Annotated in this window: 24 protein-coding genes; 7 read left to right on the top strand and 17 right to left on the bottom strand. The window is 60.8% G+C overall.

The features are described from left to right. Positions 1–3: 3 nt before the first annotated feature. The 12 genes from lpxA to pyrH all read right to left on the bottom strand — a co-directional run bounded on the left by lpxA (position 4) and on the right by pyrH (position 11,336). Positions 4–804 carry an acyl-ACP--UDP-N-acetylglucosamine O-acyltransferase gene (gene lpxA / locus LC094_RS14405; RefSeq protein WP_226553490.1) on the bottom strand — a complete coding sequence of 267 codons (801 nt, stop codon included), beginning with the start codon at positions 802–804 and terminating at the stop codon, positions 4–6. Between the two features lie 13 nt (positions 805–817). Next, on the bottom strand, positions 818–1,285 hold the full coding sequence (gene fabZ / locus LC094_RS14400) for a 3-hydroxyacyl-ACP dehydratase FabZ (RefSeq protein ID WP_226553489.1): 468 nt from the start codon (positions 1,283–1,285) through the stop codon (positions 818–820). A gap of 150 nt (positions 1,286–1,435) precedes the next feature. Then, the gene (locus LC094_RS14395) at positions 1,436–2,098 is read right to left on the bottom strand and encodes an OmpH family outer membrane protein (protein ID WP_226553488.1); all 663 of its coding nucleotides are present in this window, start codon (positions 2,096–2,098) and stop codon (positions 1,436–1,438) included. Between the two features lies 1 nt (position 2,099). Beyond that, the gene (gene bamA, locus LC094_RS14390; RefSeq protein ID WP_226553487.1) at positions 2,100–4,454 is read right to left on the bottom strand and encodes an outer membrane protein assembly factor BamA; all 2,355 of its coding nucleotides are present in this window, start codon (positions 4,452–4,454) and stop codon (positions 2,100–2,102) included. Positions 4,455–4,717: 263 nt separating this feature from the next. Next, complete coding sequence (locus tag LC094_RS21590; RefSeq protein WP_264186504.1) at positions 4,718–4,849, bottom strand: hypothetical protein; 132 nt, start codon at positions 4,847–4,849, stop codon at positions 4,718–4,720. Between the two features lie 190 nt (positions 4,850–5,039). Continuing rightward, positions 5,040–6,398 carry an RIP metalloprotease RseP gene (gene rseP / locus LC094_RS14385; protein WP_226553486.1) on the bottom strand — a complete coding sequence of 453 codons (1,359 nt, stop codon included), beginning with the start codon at positions 6,396–6,398 and terminating at the stop codon, positions 5,040–5,042. Positions 6,399–6,410: 12 nt separating this feature from the next. Further along, positions 6,411–7,577, bottom strand: a complete 1,167-nt coding sequence (gene dxr / locus LC094_RS14380; protein WP_226553485.1) for a 1-deoxy-D-xylulose-5-phosphate reductoisomerase — start codon at positions 7,575–7,577, stop codon at positions 6,411–6,413. Between the two features lie 7 nt (positions 7,578–7,584). Beyond that, the gene (locus LC094_RS14375; RefSeq protein ID WP_226553484.1) at positions 7,585–8,277 is read right to left on the bottom strand and encodes a phosphatidate cytidylyltransferase; all 693 of its coding nucleotides are present in this window, start codon (positions 8,275–8,277) and stop codon (positions 7,585–7,587) included. Further along, positions 8,274–9,017 carry an isoprenyl transferase gene (locus LC094_RS14370; RefSeq protein ID WP_404815017.1) on the bottom strand — a complete coding sequence of 248 codons (744 nt, stop codon included), beginning with the start codon at positions 9,015–9,017 and terminating at the stop codon, positions 8,274–8,276. Before LC094_RS14370 ends, LC094_RS14375 begins: the two co-directional genes overlap by 4 nt. Before the next feature lie 111 nt (positions 9,018–9,128). Continuing rightward, positions 9,129–9,689, bottom strand: coding sequence for a ribosome recycling factor (gene frr, locus LC094_RS14365; protein ID WP_226553483.1), 561 nt, complete (start codon positions 9,687–9,689; stop codon positions 9,129–9,131). Between the two features lie 79 nt (positions 9,690–9,768). Beyond that, positions 9,769–10,557: a hypothetical protein gene (locus tag LC094_RS14360; RefSeq protein ID WP_226553482.1), complete on the bottom strand. Its 789-nt coding sequence runs from the start codon at positions 10,555–10,557 to the stop codon at positions 9,769–9,771. 29 nt (positions 10,558–10,586) lie between these two features. Continuing rightward, positions 10,587–11,336 (bottom strand): UMP kinase, encoded by a 750-nt coding sequence (gene pyrH / locus LC094_RS14355; protein WP_226553481.1) that lies wholly within the window; start codon positions 11,334–11,336, stop codon positions 10,587–10,589. Positions 11,337–11,467: 131 nt separating this feature from the next. On the opposite strand from pyrH, the gene miaA reads away from it, so the two are divergent. After that, a complete protein-coding gene (gene miaA / locus LC094_RS14350; RefSeq protein ID WP_226553480.1) occupies positions 11,468–12,355 on the top strand; it encodes a tRNA (adenosine(37)-N6)-dimethylallyltransferase MiaA in 888 nt (295 codons plus the stop codon). Between the two features lie 175 nt (positions 12,356–12,530). Then, the gene (locus LC094_RS14345) at positions 12,531–13,448 is read left to right on the top strand and encodes a helix-turn-helix domain-containing protein (RefSeq protein ID WP_226553479.1); all 918 of its coding nucleotides are present in this window, start codon (positions 12,531–12,533) and stop codon (positions 13,446–13,448) included. A 54-nt stretch (positions 13,449–13,502) separates the two neighbouring features. On the opposite strand, the gene LC094_RS14340 is transcribed toward LC094_RS14345, so the two are convergent. Then, a complete protein-coding gene (locus tag LC094_RS14340; protein ID WP_226553478.1) occupies positions 13,503–14,057 on the bottom strand; it encodes a hypothetical protein in 555 nt (184 codons plus the stop codon). Positions 14,058–14,153: 96 nt separating this feature from the next. Next, positions 14,154–14,738, bottom strand: coding sequence for a lytic transglycosylase domain-containing protein (locus LC094_RS14335; protein WP_226553650.1), 585 nt, complete (start codon positions 14,736–14,738; stop codon positions 14,154–14,156). A gap of 221 nt (positions 14,739–14,959) precedes the next feature. On the opposite strand from LC094_RS14335, the gene ssb reads away from it, so the two are divergent. Both ssb and LC094_RS14325 read left to right on the top strand, forming a co-directional pair. Continuing rightward, a complete protein-coding gene (ssb, locus tag LC094_RS14330) occupies positions 14,960–15,493 on the top strand; it encodes a single-stranded DNA-binding protein (RefSeq protein ID WP_226553477.1) in 534 nt (177 codons plus the stop codon). Positions 15,494–15,697: 204 nt separating this feature from the next. Continuing rightward, a complete protein-coding gene (locus LC094_RS14325) occupies positions 15,698–16,525 on the top strand; it encodes a universal stress protein (protein ID WP_226553476.1) in 828 nt (275 codons plus the stop codon). On the opposite strand, the gene LC094_RS14320 is transcribed toward LC094_RS14325, so the two are convergent. From LC094_RS14320 to LC094_RS14310, 3 genes are all read right to left on the bottom strand, one after another. After that, on the bottom strand, positions 16,470–17,594 hold the full coding sequence (locus LC094_RS14320; protein ID WP_226553475.1) for a GGDEF domain-containing protein: 1,125 nt from the start codon (positions 17,592–17,594) through the stop codon (positions 16,470–16,472). The genes LC094_RS14325 and LC094_RS14320 overlap by 56 nt on opposite strands. 133 nt (positions 17,595–17,727) lie before the next feature. Then, complete coding sequence (gene aroB, locus LC094_RS14315; RefSeq protein ID WP_226553474.1) at positions 17,728–18,849, bottom strand: 3-dehydroquinate synthase; 1,122 nt, start codon at positions 18,847–18,849, stop codon at positions 17,728–17,730. Next, positions 18,846–19,412, bottom strand: a complete 567-nt coding sequence (locus LC094_RS14310) for a shikimate kinase (protein ID WP_226553473.1) — start codon at positions 19,410–19,412, stop codon at positions 18,846–18,848. Before LC094_RS14310 ends, aroB begins: the two co-directional genes overlap by 4 nt. Before the next feature lie 272 nt (positions 19,413–19,684). Here LC094_RS14310 and LC094_RS14305 point away from each other — a divergent pair, with 272 nt between their 5' ends. Genes LC094_RS14305 through LC094_RS14295 form a run of 3 tightly spaced genes read left to right on the top strand, consistent with a single transcriptional unit; the run spans position 19,685 to position 22,325 of the window. After that, positions 19,685–19,822 carry a hypothetical protein gene (locus tag LC094_RS14305; RefSeq protein WP_226553472.1) on the top strand — a complete coding sequence of 46 codons (138 nt, stop codon included), beginning with the start codon at positions 19,685–19,687 and terminating at the stop codon, positions 19,820–19,822. Between the two features lie 59 nt (positions 19,823–19,881). Beyond that, the gene (locus LC094_RS14300; RefSeq protein ID WP_226553471.1) at positions 19,882–21,399 is read left to right on the top strand and encodes a hypothetical protein; all 1,518 of its coding nucleotides are present in this window, start codon (positions 19,882–19,884) and stop codon (positions 21,397–21,399) included. Then, positions 21,396–22,325: a site-specific tyrosine recombinase XerD gene (locus LC094_RS14295; protein ID WP_226553470.1), complete on the top strand. Its 930-nt coding sequence runs from the start codon at positions 21,396–21,398 to the stop codon at positions 22,323–22,325. Before LC094_RS14300 ends, LC094_RS14295 begins: the two co-directional genes overlap by 4 nt. Positions 22,326–22,350: the final 25 nt, after the last annotated feature.

Here is a 22,350-nt window from a genome sequence, read left to right as displayed (position 1 = left end):
GCGCTATTTCGGCGTCAGAAAGCCGCGGTCGCTGTCGCCCATGACGAAATCGACCATGCGGGCGACGTAATCGCTGTTAAAATCGTCCTTGAGGCGCTCGGCGCGATCTTTGAAAGCACCTTCGCCCTGTTTGAGCATCTGGAAGGCGGCGCGGAGCTGATTGATGTCGTCGCGGGCGACGCCTTTGCGTTTGAGGCCCACGAGGTTGAGACCATCGAGTTCCGCGCGCGGCCCTTGCACCAAAGCGTGGGGCAGGACATCGGCGGTGACCATGGACAGCGCCCCCACGATGGCGCCCTGCCCGATCCGCACCCATTGGTGAATGCCCGACAGCCCACCGATGATCACGTCGTCTTCGATGTGACAATGGCCGGCCACGGCCACAGAGTTCACCAAAATCACCCGGTCGCCGATCTGGGCGTCATGCGCCACGTGACAAGACGACATGAACAGCCCGTCATCGCCGACGCGCGTCACCCCGCCACCGCCCTCGGTGCCGGTGTTCATGGTGACATACTCACGGATGCGGTTGCGCTTGCCGATGATCAGTTTGGTCTCTTCGCCGCGGAATTTGAGATCCTGCGGGATCTCCCCGATGGAGGCGAATTGGAACACCATGGTGTCTTCGCCGATCTCGGTCACGCCGGTGACGACAACGTGTGATTTGAGCGTCACGCGATCCGCAAGCCGCACCTTCGGGCCGACAAGGCAGAACGGGCCAATCTCGCAGCCCGCACCGATGACGGCGCCCTCTTCGATCACCGAAGACGGGTGGATTTTGGCGCTCGGATCAATTGTGCTCATCGTGTCAATCCTCTCAGGATTTCGGCGTCAGATCCATCATCGCGGTGAATTCCGCCTGACAGGCCAATTCGCCATCGACCTCAGCGCGACCGTCGAATTTCCAGACCTTGCCGCCACCGCGTTTCACCGTGACATGCATCTTGAGCTGGTCGCCGGGGACCACCTTGCGGCGGAACTTCACGCCGTCGATGTTCATGAAATAGACGTTGAATTCCTTATCCGCCAAGTCCATGTGAACGCCGACCATGACCGCCGCTGTCTGGGCCATCGCTTCGACGATGGTCACGCCGGGCATCACAGGCTCGCCGGGGAAGTGCCCCTGAAAATGCGGCTCATTATAGGTCACATTCTTGATGCCGGTGCAGCTTTCGGGGCAGACGATATCCACCACGCGGTCCACCAAAAGGAATGGATAGCGATGCGGCAGGATGCGCTGGATCAGGTCGATGTCGGCGATGCTGGGTTTGGTGGTCTCGGTCATATCTTGTCCCTGGGCCTTTTGGTCTTCTTTATATTGTGGACCGATGGGCCCTTAAAGCCCATGCGATCCAATGCCCCACATGAGGCGCAAAATCTCTGGCCACCTTCCTATCAACCGTCGCCCGAGGTGACAAGGCAATGGCGCGCCAGCTCACTCCTGCGTGGGCGGTGTCTCCGGCGTGCCTTCGCCGTCCAACGGCTGCATCGTCTCGCCGCTCTGCACACCCTCTTGCGCATCGAGCTTCTCGATCGCGATGCGCGAAATGTCGATTGCGCCGTTCATCAGATAAACCTGGTTGCGTTCAAAGACCACGACGGCCCCGAGATCGCGGGCGATCTGGGCAAGGATCGTGTTCATCTGTTGTTCAATCTCGGCCAGACCGTCGTCATAAAGTGTCTGAATCTCGCCCGCCTTCTCGTCCTGACGTTGGCGAACCTGAGTCACTTTTTCGTCAAAGGCCTGCGCGCGGGCGCGAAAGTCCGCCTCGGTCATCGTGGGTTTGGCGTCGGAGATCTCTTGCTCCTCGGCCTCGAGATCGGCGTAGATCTGGTCGTTTTCCGTCAAAAGCGCTGCGCGGGCGTCGTCGATCTCCGCCTCAAGGGCGGCGCCCACCTGACTTTGGTTCAACACGCGGGCGCGGTCGAACACGAGAACCGGAAACACCAGTTTCGGCTCAGACGTCCGTTGGCCCGGTTGCGCAGCGGGCGCGGCCTCTTGCGAGGTCGGCTGGTCTTGTGTTGCATCTTGGGAGAACAGGCCTGTCGCACAAAGGCTGAACAGGCCTGCCATCCAAAGGGGGCGCAAAAGCGACATCTCAGAAGCTCGACGAGATGGTCAGGTCGAAACTCTGTTCCTTGTCGTAGTCTTCTTTGTCGAGCGCCTTGGTGAAGTTAAAGCGCAGCGGACCCAGAGGCGTGGTCCAGAAGACGGACGCCCCAATGACAGAGCGCCAGTTCGGATCGTCGGAGCCGGCGATGATATTCGTGGTGTCGTCGAGCCCCCAGACCGAGCCGTAGTCAAAGAACAGGCCCCCGGAGAGACCGTATTCTTCGGGCAGACCCAGCGGGAAATTCGCCTCAAGACGGGCCACGGCATACATGTTGCCGCCAAGCGCCAGATCGTTGTTGTTCGAACGCGGACCGATACCGCCCGGCTCAAAGCCGCGCATGATCGAGGTGCTGTTGAAATACCGCTCGGAGACGCGGCTGTCGCCATCGGCGTCGATCACGCCGCCTTCGACGGTGGCGCGCAGGGTCACCTCTTCGTTCCAGACCTTCATCTCGCCGGTCACCTCGGCGGAGGTTTTGATATACTCTGAATCGCCGCCAATGAGACCCGCGAAATCCTGACCGAACTTGAACAACATGCCCGCGTTCGGGTTCAACCCGTTGCGACGCGTGTCGTAGCTATAGGAATAGCCCAGAGAATGGGTCGAATAGCGGCCTTCGTCGATGTCGTTCTGAATTTGCACAGGGTAACTGTAGCCAGCATCGGTATAATCGCCATCTTCGACAATCTCGGCGATCTCACCGCGATAATTGATCGTCAAGGCGCCGTTTTCAGAGACCGGGAAAGTCAGGCGCGGCGAAATATAGGCGCGACGCAGCTCATGCTCGGCATAAGACGGTTGCGACGTCCCGAGACCCGCGCTCAGACCAAAGGCGACATCGCGCCCCAGGAAAGCTGGTTCGACGAAATTGAACGACAGGCTGCCGTCTTCGACGTCCGTGGTCAGGCTGAAGGACAGGCGCTGGCCCCGGCCCAGGAAGTTGGCTTCGCTGAAGGAGGCAATCAGGTTGACCCCTTCGGACACGGAGTAGTTGCCGCCGAAGGTGAACGACCCGGTCGGTTTTTCGGTGACGTTCACATCGACGATCATTTGATCGGCTGCGGAGCCCTGACGCGTGCTCACATCGGCGTTCGAGAAGAACCCGAGCGCCCGGATGCGGTCCGCGGCAGCGCGAATCTCGCGCGGGTTGAACGGGTCGCCTTCGACGGTTTTGAATTTCTGACGCACCACACGGTCGAGCGTCGTGGCATTGCCCTCAATGTCGATGCGTTCGACAAAGATGCGCGGCCCGCGCACCAGCACGAAATCAACATCAAGCGTCTGCGTGCGGGGATTGCGCGTCACACGCGGCTCGGCGCGCAGGAAATCGATGCCTTTTTTGGTCGCCAGCGTTTCGATGCGGTCGATCATATTGTCCACCGCCAGCGGCGAATAGGTCTGGCCGGCGCGGATATTGGTCACCTTGGCAAAGTCGGCGGCGTCGACACCTGCCATCTCGGAAGAGATGGAGATTTTGCCAAAGTCGTATTTCTGGCCCTCACGCACGTTGAAGGTCAGGAAATAGGCGTTGCGCTCACGCGAAAACTCGGCGGCGACGTTGAGCACCTGAAAATCGATATAGCCGCGCGAGGTGTAGAAATCCGTCAGCACGCGTTTGTCGAACTGGAGACGATCCTCGGTGTAGGTGTCACGCCCGATGATAAAGCGCAGCGCGCCTGCCTGTTTGGTTTCAAGCACGCGACGCAGACGCGAATCCGAATATTCACGGTTGCCAACAAAGCTGAGACGCTCGATTTCGACGCCTTTGCCCTCGGTCACCTCAAACACCACATCGACGCGGTTGTCGGACCGGCGAATGATCTTCGGCGTCACGGTGGCGACCAACTGGCCTCTGGTCTCGTAAATCTGCGTCAGCGTGGCGGCGTCGGCTTCGGCGACAGAGGGCGAATAGACCTGACGGACCTTGGTGGTGAGCGCGGGCATCAGCGCGTCATCGCTGACCTTGCGGTTGCCTTCGATGGCGATGCGCGACACGACCGGGAATTCAGCGACCTTGATCACAAGCGTGTTGCCACGCGGGGTGAATTCCACCGTCTCGAACAATCCGGTGCCCAAGACGTTCTGATAGGCGTCGTTCAGCTCGCCGCCGGACACCGTCTGACCGCGTGTGATTCCCGCGTAGGACAGGATTGTGCCTGCCGACACCCGCTGCGCGCCTTCGACCACCACATTGGTGAAATTGAAGGATTGCGCCTCGGCTGGCGCCGGAAATGCGGTGTAAGAGACGGTTGTGACTGCGAAAGCCGCAAAAGACAGCGCAAAGGCACGTGCTACAAAACGTGGTTTCACGCGGATCGAACGGTGATTCAATGGCAACATGGCAGCTTTCTCGATATTCCCCACTTGTTCCTAGCTGAGTAACGGCAATACCGCCCCTTGTCAAAAGCGATCGACCATAAAAACGGCTTTGAGACACAGCATAAGGGCCTTCGCCGAAAGCGAAAGCCCTACTTGTAGCGTTTGTCAGGTGTTTAGCGGATTTCCGCCCTCGCCTTTTTTCGGTGTTGAACCGACCGTTTGAAAGGCAGGTCGAAAGACTCGTGGCTCAGACCTCTACGGGTCCAAACACGACGTCGCGTCCCTTAGAGGAAAAGCTGTCCGAAAAAGGACCCGGCCACCAGTGCGACGACGATGGTTGCGGCATAGAGCAGACGATCCCAGTTGAGATCGGCCAGTTGCGACAGGCTTTGGTAGCCAGCACGGATTGCGGTCATCGAGGCCCTCCTCAGTCATCGACAGGCTTACCCTGCCACACATACCCTCTGCGGTCCGCAAAAGCCGACCGCTCTGAGTTCAGGAGATACGCCGTGATTGTGGCGAGATTTGGACTAAGACTGCGTAATTCCGCAAAATACGCGGGGATTTTGCCGGGGTTTTGGCAACAGTCTCCGAGAAAACGGCGGATTATTTACAGAACAAATCCGATCCCAGTCCCAGCACCATAAAGCCCAGGATCACAGCCAAACCGATGGTCATCATGACATTCACCGCCCGATCCGGCAGGGGTTTGCCGCGCACCGCCTCATAGGCGTAGAACACCAGATGCCCGCCATCCAGAACCGGGATCGGGAAGAGGTTCATCAGGCCAATCGCGGTCGACAGAAGCGCCACGGTGGACAGGAAACTCGCCACACCATCGGAGGCAGAGGTCGACACCACCTCGGCGATGCCCACGGGACCCGAGAGGTTGCAGGCAGAGATCGCGCCGGTGATCATATGCGCCATGCCCGAGAGCGACATGGTGATGATTTGCCACACGCCTTGGATACCGGCCAACAGCGCTGCGCCGAGGCCAACCGGTTCGGTGCCGACCGAGAACAGCAGACCGCCAGTGATGCCGATCAACCAACGGGTCTCGAACCCGCCATCATCGGTCGGAAGATCGCGGCGACGCGGCTCAAGCGTGGTCTCAAAGGTCTCGCCGCCCTCCGCAGATGTCTCGCCATTGGGCCGCCAAACGGTCAGCGTCATCGGCGCGCCATCATGGCTGGTGACATAGTCCTGAAGGTCCCAAAACGTGGTGATCGGCGCGCCATCGATCTGGGTGATCACGTCGCCGGTCTTGATCCCCGCATCGCGTGCGGCGGATTTCGGCGACACGCCTGCGACGATCACCGGATAGGGATAGGGCCCCGTGACGGTCAGTTCCTGCCCCTCGCGCGCGACAGTGTAGGACACGGCGCCTTCGCGCGGCAGTTCTTGCAAAAAGCCCAAAAGCGCGCCCGGTTCCGGCACCTCCTGCCCTGCGATGGCTGTGATTTCATCGCCGGGCATCAGGCCAATCTCATAGGGCACAGGCGCGACCTCATCGACCACCAAGGTGTCCGCGGCCTTGCCTGCGATCAACACAAAGATGGTGAAGACGATGAAAGAAAACACGAAATTGAAGATCGGACCGGCGGCCACCGTCGCGGTCCGGGCCCACAAAGGCGCGCCCGGCATGGTGTGGCGGGCCTCTTCCGCGCTCATGCCTTCGACAGCATGGGCATCGGGCGCCGACGCCGCGTTGGCGTCGCCTGCGAATTTCACATAGCCGCCAAAGGGAAGCGCCGCAATCTGCCAGACCGTGCCGCGTTTGTCGGTGCGCTGCCACAGCGGTTTGCCGAAGCCCAAAGAGAAGACATCCGCCCGGATCCCCGACCAGCGCCCGACGATGTAATGGCCATATTCATGCACCGTGACGATGATCGACAGGGCGACAATGAAAAACACCAGCGTAAAGGCCGTACCGCCGAGGCTGCTGAGAAGGCTGGTTACATCCATTCGAGATCGTCCTTATTGCTTCGTTTGCAGCGCCATCACACGCGCCCGCGCTTCTTTATCGGCTGCGAGCACCGTGTCCAAGCTCATGTTGGTCTGGGGCTGGCTCACATCCGTTGACATCTGATTGAGCACCTCTTCGGTGAGGCGCGCCATGTCGAGAAACCCGATCTTTTGGGCGATGAAAAGGTCCAAAGCGGCCTCTTTCGCGGCATTGAAAACAGCTCCGGCCAAACCGCCCATCTCCATCACCTGACGCGCAAGGCGCAGCGGCGGGAAACGGGTCTCATCGGGCGCTTCAAAGCGCAACTGACCTACTTTGGCGAGGTCCAAACGTTCGACCGGCAAATCGCGCCGCTCCGGCCAGTGCAGCGCATAGCCGATGGCATGGCGCATATCCGGCGCGCCGAGATGGGCCATCAAGGCCCCGTCGCGAAAGCCCACAAGGGCGTGGACGTAGGACCCGGGATGCACGAGCACTTCGATCTGATCGGGAGAAAACCCGAAATATTCTTTGGTCTCAATGATTTCCAGCGCCTTATTGAACATTGAGGCGGAATCAATCGTGATCCGTTGGCCCATATCCCAAGATGGGTGTTTGCAGGCCTGCGCCAGTGTCGCGCCTTTCAACTGGTCCAGCGACCAGTCGCGGAACGGCCCGCCGGAAGCGGTGATGATGACGCGCTCGACCTCCGATTGATCCTCGCCCACGAGGCCTTGGAAAACGGCGGAATGTTCGCTGTCGACGGGCAGAACCCGCGCGCCATGGCTTTGTGCCGATTGCATCAAAAGCGGCCCGGCGGTGACAAGGCTTTCTTTATTGGCCAGCGCCAGCGTGGTGCCGTGGCGCAACGCGTGAAGACCCGGCGCGAGGCCTGCGGAGCCGACGATGGCCGACATGATCCAATCCGCCTCGCGATCCGCCGCTTCGATCAGCGCGTGTTCGCCCGCGGCGGCCTGAATGCCAGAACCTGCGAGGGCGGATTTGAGCTCCGCGAGGCGATCCTCATAGGCAGTGACGGCGACTTTCGCACCGAGATCAATCGCGTCTTTCGCCAGCAAATCGATATTGCCGCCCCCGGTGAGCGCCACCACATCGTAAGCCTCGCGATCCCGGCGGATCAGGTCGATGGTCGATTGCCCGATGGAGCCCGTCGCGCCGAAAATGGAAATGCGTCGCATGTCTGCCTCAGCCGAAAATCAGATTGAGCACATAGGCCAGCGCGCCCAAGGCCAAGAGCGCGTCAAACCGGTCGAGCACGCCGCCGTGGCCGGGGATGATGTTGGAGCTGTCCTTGACCCCCATCCGGCGCTTGAGGCCGCTTTCCGCCATATCGCCCAGTTGCGAGGCGAAAGACAGCACCATCGAGGAGGACACAAAGAACCACAGACGCACGAAGCCGTCGGGCATGAAGGGGTGACAGAAATAGGCCAGAACCCCTGCCCCGACCCAGCCGCCAAGGACGCCGGACCATGTCTTGTTCGGGCTGATCCGCGCCCAAAATTTCGGGCCGCCAAGGGTTTTGCCAACCAGATAGCCCATACTGTCCGTCACCACCACGAGGCCGATGACATAGAGCAAAAGCGCGCGGCCGCCCTCGGCAGAAAGTGTGATGAGGCCAAGACAGCCCAGAACCAGAACGGCGAGATAGGCGGCGAGGTTGAGGCTGTCTGCGGTGTTCAGGCCCGATGCGGCCAGTTTCACCTGACGCATGCGCCACAGTTCCCAAAGCCCGACACAGCCGACCACGACGACCAGCGTTGTGAAGGCCAGATGCGAGGACAGCACGGCGCCAAGCCCCACCGCCACCATCACAACAGCCGAGAGCAGACGCGGCATCAGATCGCGCCACTTGCCGTTTTTAGATGTCTTGGAGGTCACTTTTTCACCCCGCCAAACCGACGGTCGCGCCCGGCGTAGCGGGATACGCATTGGGCAAAGACCTCTGCGGTGAAATCCGGCCAGAGCGTGTCGATGAATTCATATTCGGCATAGGCGGATTGCCACAGAAGAAAGTTCGAAATCCGCGCCTCGCCCGAGGTGCGGATCACCAGATCGGGGTCGGGCAAAACTTTGGTGTCGAGATAGCGCGTGAGCGTGGTCTCATCGACCGTCTCCGGGTCCAACTCGCCGCGCGCCACGTCACAGGCCAGATCTTTCACAGCCCGCGACACCTCATCGCGCCCACCGTAGTTGATCGCGATGGTGAGATGCACCTTGGTGTTCTCTTGCGTGACCTCTTCGAGATCGTCCATCAACGCGATCAGTTTTTTGTCGAGCCGCACCCGGTCGCCGATAAAGCGCACCCGCACGCCCTCCGCCACAAGGCCGCGCATCTCGTTCTGGATATAGCGACGAAACAGGCTCATGAGGCCCGACACTTCGGTCTGGGTGCGTTTCCAGTTCTCGGTCGAAAAGGCAAAGATCGTCAGATATTTGACGCCCAGATCGGGACAGGCCCGGACGATTTCCTTGACCCTTTTGGCGCCCGCGTGATGGCCGAACAGCCGCGGTTTGCCCCGCGACTGCGCCCAACGACCGTTGCCATCCATGATCATCGCGACATGGGTCGGTCCGCCGGAATTGACCTCATCGGGTGTGGCTGGACTCATGTCGCTCATAGGGCCTCTCGTAACAGGTTGCTTCATGAAACACGCTCTTGTTTCCGTCTGCAACCCTTTCAAATCACTCGCACAGGGTTGGTAAAGGGCCGTAAAAGGCCCAAGCCCCGCTCAGACCTGCATGATCTCTTCTTGCTTATGCGCCAGAAGGTCGTCGATCAGCTTGATGTGCTTGTCGGTCAGCTCCTGCACCTCGGATTCCCAGAATTTCTGGTCGTCGTCGGACATGCCGTCCTTGTTCTTCTTGATCTGCTGCATGCCGTCCTGACGCACGTTGCGCACGGCGACGCGGGCGTGTTCGGCATATTGGCCGGCCACTTTCGTCAACTCGCGACGACGCTCTTCGTTCAGCTCCGGGATCGGCAGCATAATAATCGTGCCGTTCAGCTGCGGGTTGATGCCGAGGCCGGATTCGCGGATCGCTTTTTCGACCTTATTCACCAGACCTTTGTCCCAGACGTTGATCGTCACCATGCGCGGCTCCGGCACGTTGACGGTGCCAACCTGGTTGATCGGCGTCATCGAGCCGTAGGCGTCCACCATGATCGGCTCCAGCATCGAGCCCGAGGCCCGGCCCGTGCGCAGCGAGGCAAATTCCGTGCGCAGGTTGCTCAGCGAGCCGTCCATGCGTTTGGACAGATCGGCGGTGTCGAGTTCGAAATCTTCGGACATGGGTCTTCCCCTTTGTATCGTCTTTGCCCCGCTATAGCGGGTTTGGTTTCGGGCTGCCAGTGTTTAGGCGCGGCTCCGCTTATGGCGTGATGTGACACAGAGGCGGGCGTGGCAGGCCCTTGTTCTGCGCCGTCATCCCCTCGTGCCATCCGGCAGCCATGGTGAGCATCATCGCGTCCATTAACATCCAGGCATTGTCGGTGCTGTCCTGCACAGCTTCAGAAAAAGCCATATCGCCACTTTGCCCATCACCACAGGTGTTTGCCGCATAGGACATGCGGACATAGGTGTCGAACAGTTGGGCCAGATCGCCGGAAGACGCCTTGATGGCCTCGGCCCGCGCGCCCTGGTCGCATCCTTCCAGCACTATGGTCTGGAAACCGAAGGGCGTTCTGAGCGGGCTATCGCTATAGAACGACATCCGGCCAGCGGTGATTTCGGCGGCGAGAAACTCCACCCCGTCGGCAAAGGCCGCATCGGCGTCGAGTCCGATCGCCTCAAATGCCTTCTGCCAATCCCTCAGATAACACCCCGCCTCATAGGCAGGATCGCTCACCCTATTGATGTAGGGCGCGAGGACATCGTCGGCGATCTCATAGGGGCTGGTGATCTCCGGCAGTTTGATCGTGCAAACAGAGGCGTCAAACACCACCCAATCGCCATTCTGCTCCGCCGCGCCGGACTGCACCGCCGTTCGGGCATGGCTGGCCAAGCCTTCGGGCGTCAACCCGGCGGCACGAACCTCCGCATCGAGCATTGGCCCATAGGTGCAGCCATGGGTCTCCAGAAATCCGGTATAGACAGAGGTGTCAGAGAGCGCGGGTGACGCGGCCCCAATCAGGACCGCACAGGCTCCCAACGACGACACCCTGATCGCCCCTCTCGGCGCAAAGCGCATCATTTCACCAATGTATAGGTGCCTTCACCCGCGAGGATCGACTGGAACCCACCCGCTGCATCGAGCGGGAAAACGATCAGCGGCAAGGAGTTGTCGCGCGCCAGAGCGATGGCGGAGGCGTCCATGACTTTGAGGTTCTTGCGCAGCACCTCGTCATAGCTGACCTCGTCGTAGCGTTTCGCATCCGGATTGGTTTTCGGGTCTTTGTCATAGACCCCGTCCACCCCGTTCTTGCCCATGAAAATCGCTTCGCAATTCATCTCGTTGGCGCGCAGCGTGGCCGCCGTGTCGGTGGTGAAATAGGGGTTGCCCGTGCCCGCCGCAAAGATGCAGATCCGGCCTTTTTCAAGGTGACGCACGGCGCGGCGGCGGATGTAGGGCTCTGCCACTTCGTTCATCGTGATCGCGGAGATCACCCGCGTGTGGATGCCGAGCGCCTCCAAAGCGGCCTGCATACCGAGCGCGTTCATCACGGTGGCGAGCATGCCCATATAGTCGGCGGTGGTGCGTTCCATCCCCTGCGCCGAGCCCTGAAGCCCGCGAAAGATGTTGCCGCCCCCGATCACCATACAAATCTCGACACCGAGGTCATGCACGGATTTCACCTCGCGGGCGATCCGCTCCACCGTCGGCGGGTGCAGGCCAAAGCCCTGGTCGCCCATCAGCGCCTCGCCCGAGATTTTCAACAGCACACGTTTATATTTCGTGGCCGGATGTCCCGTGCCCGTGTCAAGCTCTGCGTCGCTCATCAGATGTCCCCGAACTGAAATGTGATTGTCGGCAAAATGGGCCAAAACCGGGCTGGGATCAATGGACGCAGCAAGATATTTTTCCCCTTTGCCCTCTGGACAAATGCCGCAGTCTTTGCCACCGCAGTTTCATGGTCGTGCCCTTTGATATTGCCCCTCATCAGCCCGTGTTGATCGCGGGCCCCACCGCCTCCGGTAAATCCGCTCTCGCGCTCGAGATTGCGGAGCGTCAGGGCGGTGTGATCATCAATGCGGATGCGCTTCAAGTCTTTGACAATTGGCGGGTTTTGACCGCGCGCCCCTCCTGTGTCGACGAATCCCGTGCGCCGCATGTGCTTTACGGCCATGTGCCCGGAACCGAGGCCTATTCCGTCGGCCATTGGCTGCGCGATGTCGCACCTCATCTCACCGGCCCGGATCGGCCGATCATCGTCGGCGGCACGGGGCTATATTTTGCGGCACTGACCGAAGGGTTGGTCGAAATTCCCGAGACACCGGCGGAGCTTCGCGCAGAGGCCGACCAGAGGCGTTCCGATGAGGGCGGGCACGCCGGTCTGTTGGCCGATCTCGATGCCGAAGACCCCGAGACCGCGCAAAAGATCGACCGGCTGAACCCGATGCGGGTGCAACGCGCCTGGGAGGTGCTGCGGGCCACGGGGCGGGGTCTGGCCGCCTGGCAGGCCGACACGCCGCCGCCGCTTTTGCCGCTCGCGAAGACATTCCCCGTGGTGCTCGATGCCCACAAGGAATGGCTCAACGACCGGATCGCACGGCGATTCGAGATCATGATCAAAAAGGGCGCTTTGGAGGAGGCGGAGGCCAATCTGGCCACTTGGGACCCCGCCGCGCCCGCCTCAAAAGCCATCGGCGCGCCGGAATTGATTGCCTATCTGCAAGGCAAACTGACGCTTGAAGAGGCAAAAGAGGCCGCTACCATCGCCACACGGCAATATGCCAAGCGGCAACGCACTTGGTTTAGAGCGCGCATGAAAGCCTACCACAAGATATCGCTGCCCTGAGCAGCCTTTGCGGAATCGCCAAGGGAAGGGCATATCTCATTGAAAACACAATGTTTTCTTTGACTCACTCCAAACCATGGCTAGTCTCGGTCAGAATTGTACAAACCGAACAGAATGTGCCGCCATGCCCGAGTCCAAACCCCTTAGAATTTTTCAAACCTTACCGCTGGGGGAAATGGGTCAGCCCGCGCAAGGTCTCTCAAAGCCTGCCAATGCCGCTGGCGACACCACGAAAGACAAAACCGCGAAACCCGCCAAGCCGCGCAAACGTCGCGAGGCGAGCATTCCAGATATTCCTCTACAAAACGCCTATCGCGTCACCACTCTGGGCCGCGGTTCCGGCACGCTGTCGACGGAAAACAAATGGCGCACCGAAGCAATGCGCAGCCACCGCACACCGACGCTGTTGTGGTTCACCCGAGGGCAAGGCCGGATCACAGTCGCGGGCGTGACGCGCGGCTTTGGACCGCACAATCTGGTCTACCTGCCGACCCGCACCATGTACGCTTTTGAACCCGTCGGTCAGGTCATGGGCTTTGCCGTTCACCTGCCCGACGATCCGACGCTCGCCCTGCCCGAGGAGCCGCTGCACATGCGGTTTCGCGAGGTGATCCAGCAAAATGAAATCACCGGCCTGATCGAAGGATTGCAACGCGAGATCGAGGGCGATCGCCCGGGGCGTGACCGCGCCATGGCGTTTCAGGCCGGGATGATTGCGGTCTGGTTGGAGCGGCAAATGTCGATCATGCCCGAGTATGACCTGACGCCAGATGCCTCGCGCCGACTAGCCGCCGCCTACACGGCGCTGGTGGAAAATGAGTTGCGCGACGGGCGCACGGTGGCGCATTTCGCCGCCGAGCTGGGCGTCAGCCCGACCCATCTGACGCGGGCCTGCAATGTGGCCTGTGGGCGGTCGGCCTCGGCCATTTTGAGCGACCGGGTGCATTATGAAGCCCGACGGATGCTGCGGGAGACCGATCTGCCGATCAACCAGATCGCCGAGAAACTGGGCTTTCATTCGGCGGCCTATTTCAGCCGGGCCTTTCACAAACACACCGGCATTTCGCCACGCGATTTCCGGCGCGCAACGTAAAGCATCGCTAAAACCAAAAAGAAAAAGGCGGGGAATGTCCCCGCCTTCTTTGTCTTACGAATTGTCTTCGGCCTGATCCGGTTCAAGCCATTGGGTCTGAAGCTCCGTGACCTCGCCCACGACCTGTGTCGCAAAACCCATCACCAGAGCATCATAGAACGCGGCGCGGTCCGGCGGCACCATGGTGGCGTTGATCGCGGTCACACCGTCCAGCTCTTCGGCCTTGAGCATGACATGCATTTTCTTCAGCGCCTCATCAGAGTCCGGCCCGTCGATATAGACCCAACCTTCGAGCGTGTTGAACTCGCCTTCATCGCTGAGATAGGTGGTGCCGAGGTTGGAAATCTCGGTCACATCGACGCGGACGTCATAGGGGCCATCCTCGGACATCTGCTCGTCGAGACCGGCGGAAATCATCAACGTCAGGTCTTCGGCGATGTCGGGCCAGCGGTCGAGCGCGTTGGAATCGACGGCTTCGAGATTGGCGGTCACCTCAACCGAGGAAATGTCGAGCGGTTCGGCCATCAGAGGCGTCGCAGCCAAAGACGCAGAAGCCAGCAGGGACAACAGAGCGGTACGTTTCGCAGTCAGTTTCGCAGAGTTCATCATGGTCTTATCCTTTCCAATCAGCGACGCGGGGCGTCGCGATGCATTGAAAGGACAACCCGGCACCGAGCGAAAAGTTCCGAATAAGACCTATTGGGCCTACGACCCGTAGATGATCCGCACGTAATTCATCGTTTCTTTGTAGGGCGGAATGCCGTCGTATTTCTCGACCGCCAGAGGCCCGGCGTTATAGGCCGCAAGCGCCAGGCGCCAGTTGCCGAACCGGTTGTACATCATCCGCAAATAGCGCGCGCCGCCTTCGAGGTTCTGATGCGGATCGTTGATGTTCACGCCCAGTTGCCGCGCGGTGTCAGGCATGAGCTGGGCGAGACCTGTGGCGCCTTTCGGGCTGCGCGCCGTCGGGTTCCAGCCGCTCTCCTGCTGCACAAGGCGCAGGAAAAGATCGGACGGAATGCCGTGTTTGTTGGCCATTTTCTCGGCGACGGGCAGCCATTGACCTTTGTAAGCGCCAGAGTAGCGGGCGGTGCCGGTGTCGCCACCAAAACGTTCGGGCTGATAGGTCACGGAGTTGGAATATTGATCGGCGGCACGGCCATCGAGGACGGAAAGCTGTGAGTCAAAGATCGCCATACGGTTGCGGGTGGAGAAAATATCCTCGGCCCCGACTTCTGTGGGCGTCAAAACCGCAGATCCCAAAAGCCCCGCGATTACCCCAAATGTCATAAAGCCCAGACGAACACCGCTCTCCCGGCGTTTGACCGCCGAAACCCCAAGCCCTGCACGCATATGAAAATCCAATCACCGCTATTCTTCGCGCGCAATATAGGGGCAAAAGCCAAAGTTTCAAAGCCCATGCGTGTCACAGGCGGTTTTTGGCCTTTCCTCTCGCACGATGGTTTGGTGTAAGGTGCGCTCAAGTTTTAGAATCTCAGGGAGTAAATCGCATGGCCGGGTCCGTGAACAAAGTCATCCTCGTGGGCAATCTGGGCGCCGACCCGGAAGTGCGCACGTTCCAGAACGGCGGCAAGGTCTGCAACCTGCGGATTGCCACCTCCGAGAGCTGGAAAGACCGCAACACCGGCGAACGCCGCGACCGCACGCAGTGGCACACGGTGGCGATTTTCTCCGAACCTCTGGCGCGCACCGCAGAGCAATATCTGCGCAAAGGCTCCAAGGTCTATCTCGAAGGCCAGCTCGAGACCCGCAAATGGCAGGATCAAAACGGTCAGGACCGCTATTCGACCGAAGTCGTTCTGCGCCCCTACACCTCGACCATGGTGATGCTCGACGGCCGCTCGGGCGGCGGTGACGGCGGCGGCTATGGCGGCGGCCAAGGCGGCGGTGGCGGCTACGGCGGTGGCTATGACCAAGGCCCGTCGGGGGGCTACGATGACGGCGGTTACGGCGGCGGCTCGCAGGGCGGTGGCTCTGGCGGCGGCTCGCGTCCGTCCCTGGATGACGACGAAATCCCGTTCTAATCCAAACGATTACAGACCAGACTTGATAAAATGCCCTGCCCTGTGCGGGGCATTTTTGGTTCTGGCGGCACACTCTGAGCTGCAAACGATATTTCACCTGCGACCACTCGTCTCACCACTCTCGAAAATGTGTTTAGAATTCCTACATATACGATGAGGCCCGCAGAGGAGCGGCCTCACGTGACAACGAAAGAGGAGACCATCATGATCAAACGTATTCTCGTGGCCAGCGACCTGTCATCGCGGTCTGACCGTGCCGTGGAGCGCGCGGTGCAATTGGCAGGCCAACATGGGGCGAAAATCGTGGTCATGACTGTGATCGACGACGATTTGCCCTCGACGGTCGTGGCGCAAATGCGCCAGACGGCAGAAGAAACGATGCGCGCCGTGCTCACCTCGGCCCATGCGCCCGAGGATGCGGAGATCACGGTGGAGACTGGCGAGCCGGTGCGCACCATCGCCGAGATGACTGACACGATCGGTGCCGATCTGGTGGTCTTGGGTGTCCACCGTCCGCGGCCGTTTTGGGACATGTTTGCAGGCACCACGATGGAACGTCTGGTGCGCGCCTTGAATTGCCCCGTGCTTTTGGTGCGTGACCCGGTGACGGCCCCCTATGGCTCGGTCCTCTGTGGTATCGATTTGTCTCCGTCCTGTCTTGAGGCGGGGCGGACGGCCATGGCGCTTGCGCCGGAGGCCAAGATCACCACGTTTCACGCGGTCCACGTGCCCTATCGCGGCCTGATTGCGCGCGATGAGAGCGCAAAACACCTCGCGCCTTTTGTCAAAGAGGCTCAGGCCCATCTCGACGGTTGGTGGGAGGTGGCCGAGCTTCCAGAAGGTCTGCCGAAACCCGAGATCAGCGCCGCAAGTGTGAACGATGTGTTCACCACCGCTCTGGCAGACAGCGGAGCCGATCTTTTCGCGCTTGGCGCCCATGGCCGCATGCCTTTGTCGCCCAGCCTGCTTGGTGGATTTACCGAAGCACAGATTCGCGATCCGCGCTGTGATCTTCTGGTCGTTCGCGGCTAAAGCGCGACGGCTCTCCGCGCGCGGGACCGTCATCACTGGCGGACATGGACGACATCACGCGGTCCCGCCCGGCGTGTTTGGCCCGGTAGAGATGATTGTCCGCCCGTGACAGGGCGGCTTCAATCTCTTCGCCGGAACTGAATTTTTCGACCCCGATTGAGACAGTGACCCGGGTCTTCACCGTGCCTTGCGCCTCCCGGTCTGCCTCACCCGCCTCGCCCGGCATGGCCTGTTGGCTGATATGACGCCGCATGCGTTCCGCGATCATCGCGGCCAGTTCGATGGGCGTGTTGGGCATCAAAAGGGCGAATTCCTCGCCGCCGATGCGGTAGATATGGCCCTGCCCCTTCAACACCTCGCGCATCGCCTCGACCACGACGACCAACACCTTGTCCCCGACGATATGGCCATGGCGGTCGTTGATCTTTTTGAAATGATCGATGTCGACGAACAATAAGGCGCCGCTGCTCACCGGCACATCGCCCCGGATCAGCCGCATGAAGGCCCGGCGATTGTAGCAACCGGTCAAGGCGTCACGCTCCAGCGCATGTTCGAGATTGGCCTGCATGGCCCACATCGTGGTCAACATGAACCGCACAAAGAGGATCACTGTGCCAAGTGCCACCCCCAAACGAAAGGCGAACCAAGGGTCTTGCGACGCCAGATAGCTCAGGACGGGGCCAAGCACCATGGCGACCACCCCGATGCTGGTTGCCACCCAGAGCGCGCAGTAAAAGAACCCGGCCACGGTGATCGGAAACAGCCAAAAGGCCGCAGAGGTGCCATGATGTCGGATCAGAATCAGGTCACCGATCTGGACGGCGATCAAGAGAATGGCGGCATTGATCGGCAAGCGCTTGCCACTCAAATACGCGCGCAAATCAAACAGGATGAGCCCACAGAGAAAGAGGTAATAGCCTGCAAGCCAAGAATTCCCGCTCATCGCATATTTCACGATGGCAATCGGCAGGATCAGCAGGCTGACCGTCGCCATGAACTTGGCGATCCTCGGCGCACCCAAATCTGTCGGGACGGAAAAGCCCGTTTTGATACGACGTTGCCCGCGCATAGAATCGCCCAAATCTTTAACCACAAGATCACTATGGTCCAAGGTGCGACGCGGCCAAAGCCTATAGCGCTAACCGTTGGCCGTTTCCCGACCATACCGGCGACAAGGCGCAATAAAATGTCTTTTCCGAATATTAAAGCGCATCTTTCAGCAGCTTGAGAACCGCCTCACGCGGAACATCTGCGGTCACAAAAGCCGACCCGATGCCGCGGGCCAGGATGAAACGCAGCTGGCCATCAACGACTTTCTTGTCCTGCGCCATGAGATCGACAAGCTCTTCGGCGGAGGGCAAATCGCCCTCAATGTCAGAGAGATCGCATTTCATCCCCATGGCTTTGAGGTGTGCGCGCACCCGCGAAGGCGCCTCTTGCGAACAAAGCCCCAAACGCGCCGACAGTTCAAACGCCAGAGCACAGCCGATGGCCACGCCTTCGCCATGCAATAGCCGGTCGGAATAGCCGGTCGCGGATTCCAGCACGTGACAGAACGTGTGCCCGAGGTTCAAAAGCGCGCGGTCGCCCTGTTCGGTCTCGTCACGTTCGACAATGTCGGCCTTCATCTGCACCGACCGACGCACGGCCTCGGCCCGCAGCGCCAGATCACCGGCGGCCAGCGCGGGGCCGTTCTCTTCGAGCCATTCAAAGAACGCCTCGTCGCCCAAAAGCCCGTATTTCTGCACCTCGCCATAGCCCGCAAGGAAATCGCGCGCGGTCAGCGTGCCGAGGATCGAAATATCGGCGAGCACCAGAGAAGGCTGGTGAAAGGCGCCAATCAGGTTCTTGCCCTGCGGCGCGTTGATGCCGGTTTTGCCGCCGACCGAACTGTCGACCTGCGCCAAGAGCGTCGTCGGGACCTGCACAAACCGCACGCCCCGGCGCAGCACGGAGGCCGCAAACCCCGCCAGATCGCCGATCACACCGCCACCAAAGGCCACAACGATGTCGCGACGCTCGCATTTCTCTTCCAAAAGCCATTCGACCGCGCGGGTGAATTGCGGCCAGGCCTTGGAGCTTTCGCCCGCCGGAAGCGCCAGCGCGACCATGTCGATGCCCGCGTTTGCAAGCCCCGCGCGCAGAGCCTCGAGATGCAACCCCGCGACGGTTTCATCGGTCAGCACAAAGACCTTTTTCTTCTTGCCCAAAAGCGGTGCGATATGGGCGCCCGCCTCGGCCACAAGCCCCTCACCGATCCGCACATCGTAGGCGCGATCTCCCAAAGGCACGTGGACGGCCTCGAATTGAGCCTGATAGGTCATTGATCTTCCTCCAGAATACCGCCGCGCGCCCTAAGCGCCTCGACGACCTTATCGGCCATGCCCTCGATCGAAAGCTTCGGCTCTGCCTCCACCACGATCCCGGCCTGCGCGTAAAGCGGCTCGCGCGCCGCGACCAGCTCTTTCAAGGTCTCGTAAGGGTTTTCAGTGCGCAAAAGCGGCCGGGTGCTTTTGTGTTTCACGCGGTTCCACAGCAAATCGAGATCGGCCTTCAGCCAAACCGCCACGCCTTTTTCGGCGATCATCTCGCGGTTGGTCTGAGACAGAAACGCGCCGCCGCCGGTCGAGAGGATCGCGCGGTGGTTTTCCAGCAAACGCCCGATCACCTCGGTCTCGCGGCTGCGGAAAAACGCCTCGCCATGCTCAGTGAAAATCTCCGCGATGGTGCGGTCGGCGGCTTTTTCGATCTCGGCATCCGAATCCAGAAACGGCACGCCAAGACGCGCGGCCAAGGCCTTGCCCACAGCGGTTTTTCCGGCGCCCATCATGCCGACCAGTGCAACGGTTTTCTTCAATGCCCCGGCCCCTCCAGCCACCTGTGCCATCCCTCTTGTCTCACCGCCTTCGCCTACCCTGCCACGGCCCTGCGCGCAACTGCCTTTGCCGTGGGACATGCCCTGCCCCAAGCTATGGCCAAAGGACTGGCCCAAACACGCCGGCACGGCAAAATCCCGCTTATCAAATTTTCGTTCTCTCAATGGCGTGATCTCACGAAAAATGCCATATATAAAGCCAAAGAAACCCGGTTCGGAGGCAAACTCCGGCAAAGATCGGGAATAAAACCGCCCACAATGGGCGCGATTGGAGGCAGTCGACCTTGCGTAAATTTCTCTTTCGCCTTTTGGCCATCCTTATTTTGTTGGGCTTCATCGGCTTTATCGGCTTTGCCTATGTCGGCGATTTGTCGCCCGAACGGTCCGAGCAGGTGGTGCCCACGGAGATCGAACTGAAGTGAGCAAACGCCCAGGTTCTTCCCGGTTTTTCATCAGTTGCGCGCCGTTGTGTTTGGCTTTCGTGCTCACAGCAGAGCCGAGTGTCGCACAAACAAACGGTGACGACCGGCCGCTTTCCGCCATCGATTGGCTGTCCGACACGTTGGACGCTCCCCGCCCTGTGGCCCCGCCGACGGCCGGTGATATCGCGTTGAGCGCCCTGCCCGAAGACGTCAGCGTCCTGCCCCTGGACGCGCCCGACCCCGATCAGGCCGGGCTGTTGCCCAGTTCGGTCACAGGCCTCCCTCGCGGGCTTTGGGGCGCCTCGACCGCCAGCGACATCGCGCGGCGGATCAGGACGATTTCCACACGGCCGGACCTTTTGCCCGCCTCGCGGCGTCTGCTCAATACGCTGGTCCTGGCGGAGCTCGACCCGCCGGTTCTGTCGGATCGAGACGGGCGGCTGTTCCTCGCCCGGATCGATGCGCTCTTGTCGCAGGGCCTGTTGGACGAGGCGGATTCGCTGATGTCGCTGGCCGGGCTCAGCACGCCTGAGATTTTCCGCCGGTCTTTCGACACCAAACTCCTGCTCGGCACTGAGGACGAAGCCTGCGGACGGTTGACCCACACGCCGGGGTTATCGCCCACGTTGCAGGCGCGGATTTTCTGTCTGGCGCGCAGTGGCGATTGGGACGCGGCGGCGCTCACCTTGGAAACCGGCGAGGCGCTTGGGCTCATTCGCGACAATCAGGGCGAGCTTTTGGCACGTTTTTTGGATCCCGAGCTGTTCGAGGGCGAGCCGCATCTGCCGACGCCTGAGCATCCGACACCACTGACATTTCGCCTGATGGAGGCCATCGGTGAGCCGCTGCCGACGACCGCGCTGCCGCTGGCCTTTGCGCAAAGCGATCTGCGCGCCAGCTCCGGCTGGAAGGCCCGCGCCACCGCCGCCGAACGGCTGGCCCGCGTGGGGGCGCTCTCGCCGAACCGCTGGCTTGGCATCTGGTCGGAACACCTTCCGGCGGCCTCTGGCGGCATCTGGGACCGGATCGACGTGTTGCAGGACTTCGAGAAAACCCTTTTGGCCAAGGATGTTGGCGGTCTCAACCGCACGCTACCGCCGGTTTGGGATGCGATGCGCGCCTCCGGTCTGCAAAGCGTCTTCGCCGAACTTTTCGCCACGCCACTTTCGACCCTGCCCCTGACGGGCAAGGCCTCCGAGATCGCTTTTGAAGTCGCGCTTTTGTCGCCGGATTATGAGCGGATCGCGTTGAAATGGAGCCCGGCGCTGACAAAAGATCAATTGCTGCTGCATGGGATTGCCGTGGGCGATCTGCCGACGCAGCGGCAAAACGAGGCGCAGGCCCGCGCGATTGCACAGGGGTTCCGGGGCACCGGCATTCCCGTGCGTCTGTCGTCTCTGGTGAGTGAAAAACGACTGGGCGAAGCCATCCTGCGGGCGATTGAGTTGCTCGAAGGCGGCGCGGCGGGCGATCTCGACGAGCTGTCGGATGCGATCCAATTCTTCCGCGCCATCGGGCTTGAGGCCACGGCGCGCCGCGCGGCGCTGGAGTTGTTGCTTTTGGAGCGGCGCGGATGAGCGATCACGGCTGGATTTCGCGCTTTGCCGAGGCGCAGCTGGCCGAATTGGGCGCCGCCGAGAACACGCGCTTGTCCTACGGGCGCGATTTATTAGGGTTTTCCGAATGGCTTGCGCGGCGCGGCAAGGATTTCGCAGCGGCCGAGCGCGCCGAGATCGAGGCCTATCTCGTGGCCTGCGAGGCCGAAGGGCTGGCGCAATCGACCCGCGCGCGGCGGCTGTCGTCGATCAAACAGCTCTACCGTTTTGCCTTTGAAGAGGGCTGGCGCGAGGACAATCCGGCGATCCAGATCAAAGGACCGGGACGCGCGAAACGCCTGCCGAAAACCCTCTCCGAGGAGGAGGTCTCGCGGCTTTTGGAGGCCGTGCAAGAGGTGGGCCGCACCGAGGCCGACCGGCAGCGCAACATTTGCCTGATGGAGCTTTTGTACGCCACCGGCATGCGGGTCTCGGAGCTTGTGTCCCTGCCCGTCTCGGCCACACGGGGCGACCCGAGGATGCTGTTGATCCTTGGCAAAGGCGGCAAGGAGCGCATGGTGCCGCTCTCCGATCCTGCGCGCGCCGCGCTCAAACGCTGGCTGGAAACCCGTGACGCCGCAGAGGATTTGGCCAAGCGCGAGAAAGGCGAAAAACCTTCGGCGTATCTCTTTCCCTCACGCGGCAAGACCGGGCATTTCACCCGCATTCGATTCTACCAACTCATCAAAGACATCGCGGTGCGCGCCGGTGTCAGCCCGTCTAAAGTGACGCCCCACACGTTGCGCCACGCTTTTGCGACGCATCTTTTGGCGCACGGTGCGGATTTGCGGGCGATCCAAACGCTTTTGGGCCATGCCGACCTGTCGACGACCGAGATTTACACCCATGTTCTGGACGAGCGGCTGAGGGAACTGGTGCTCACGCATCACCCTCTGGCAGAGAATTAGAACTCCTACCTCTTAGATTTACGGC

Origin of the sequence: Celeribacter naphthalenivorans (assembly GCF_020524585.1) — a bacterium.
GTDB lineage: Bacteria > Pseudomonadota > Alphaproteobacteria > Rhodobacterales > Rhodobacteraceae > Celeribacter > Celeribacter naphthalenivorans.
The sequence above is the reverse complement of the archived record's forward strand: the minus strand, read 5'-3'. Positions and strand labels throughout refer to the sequence as shown.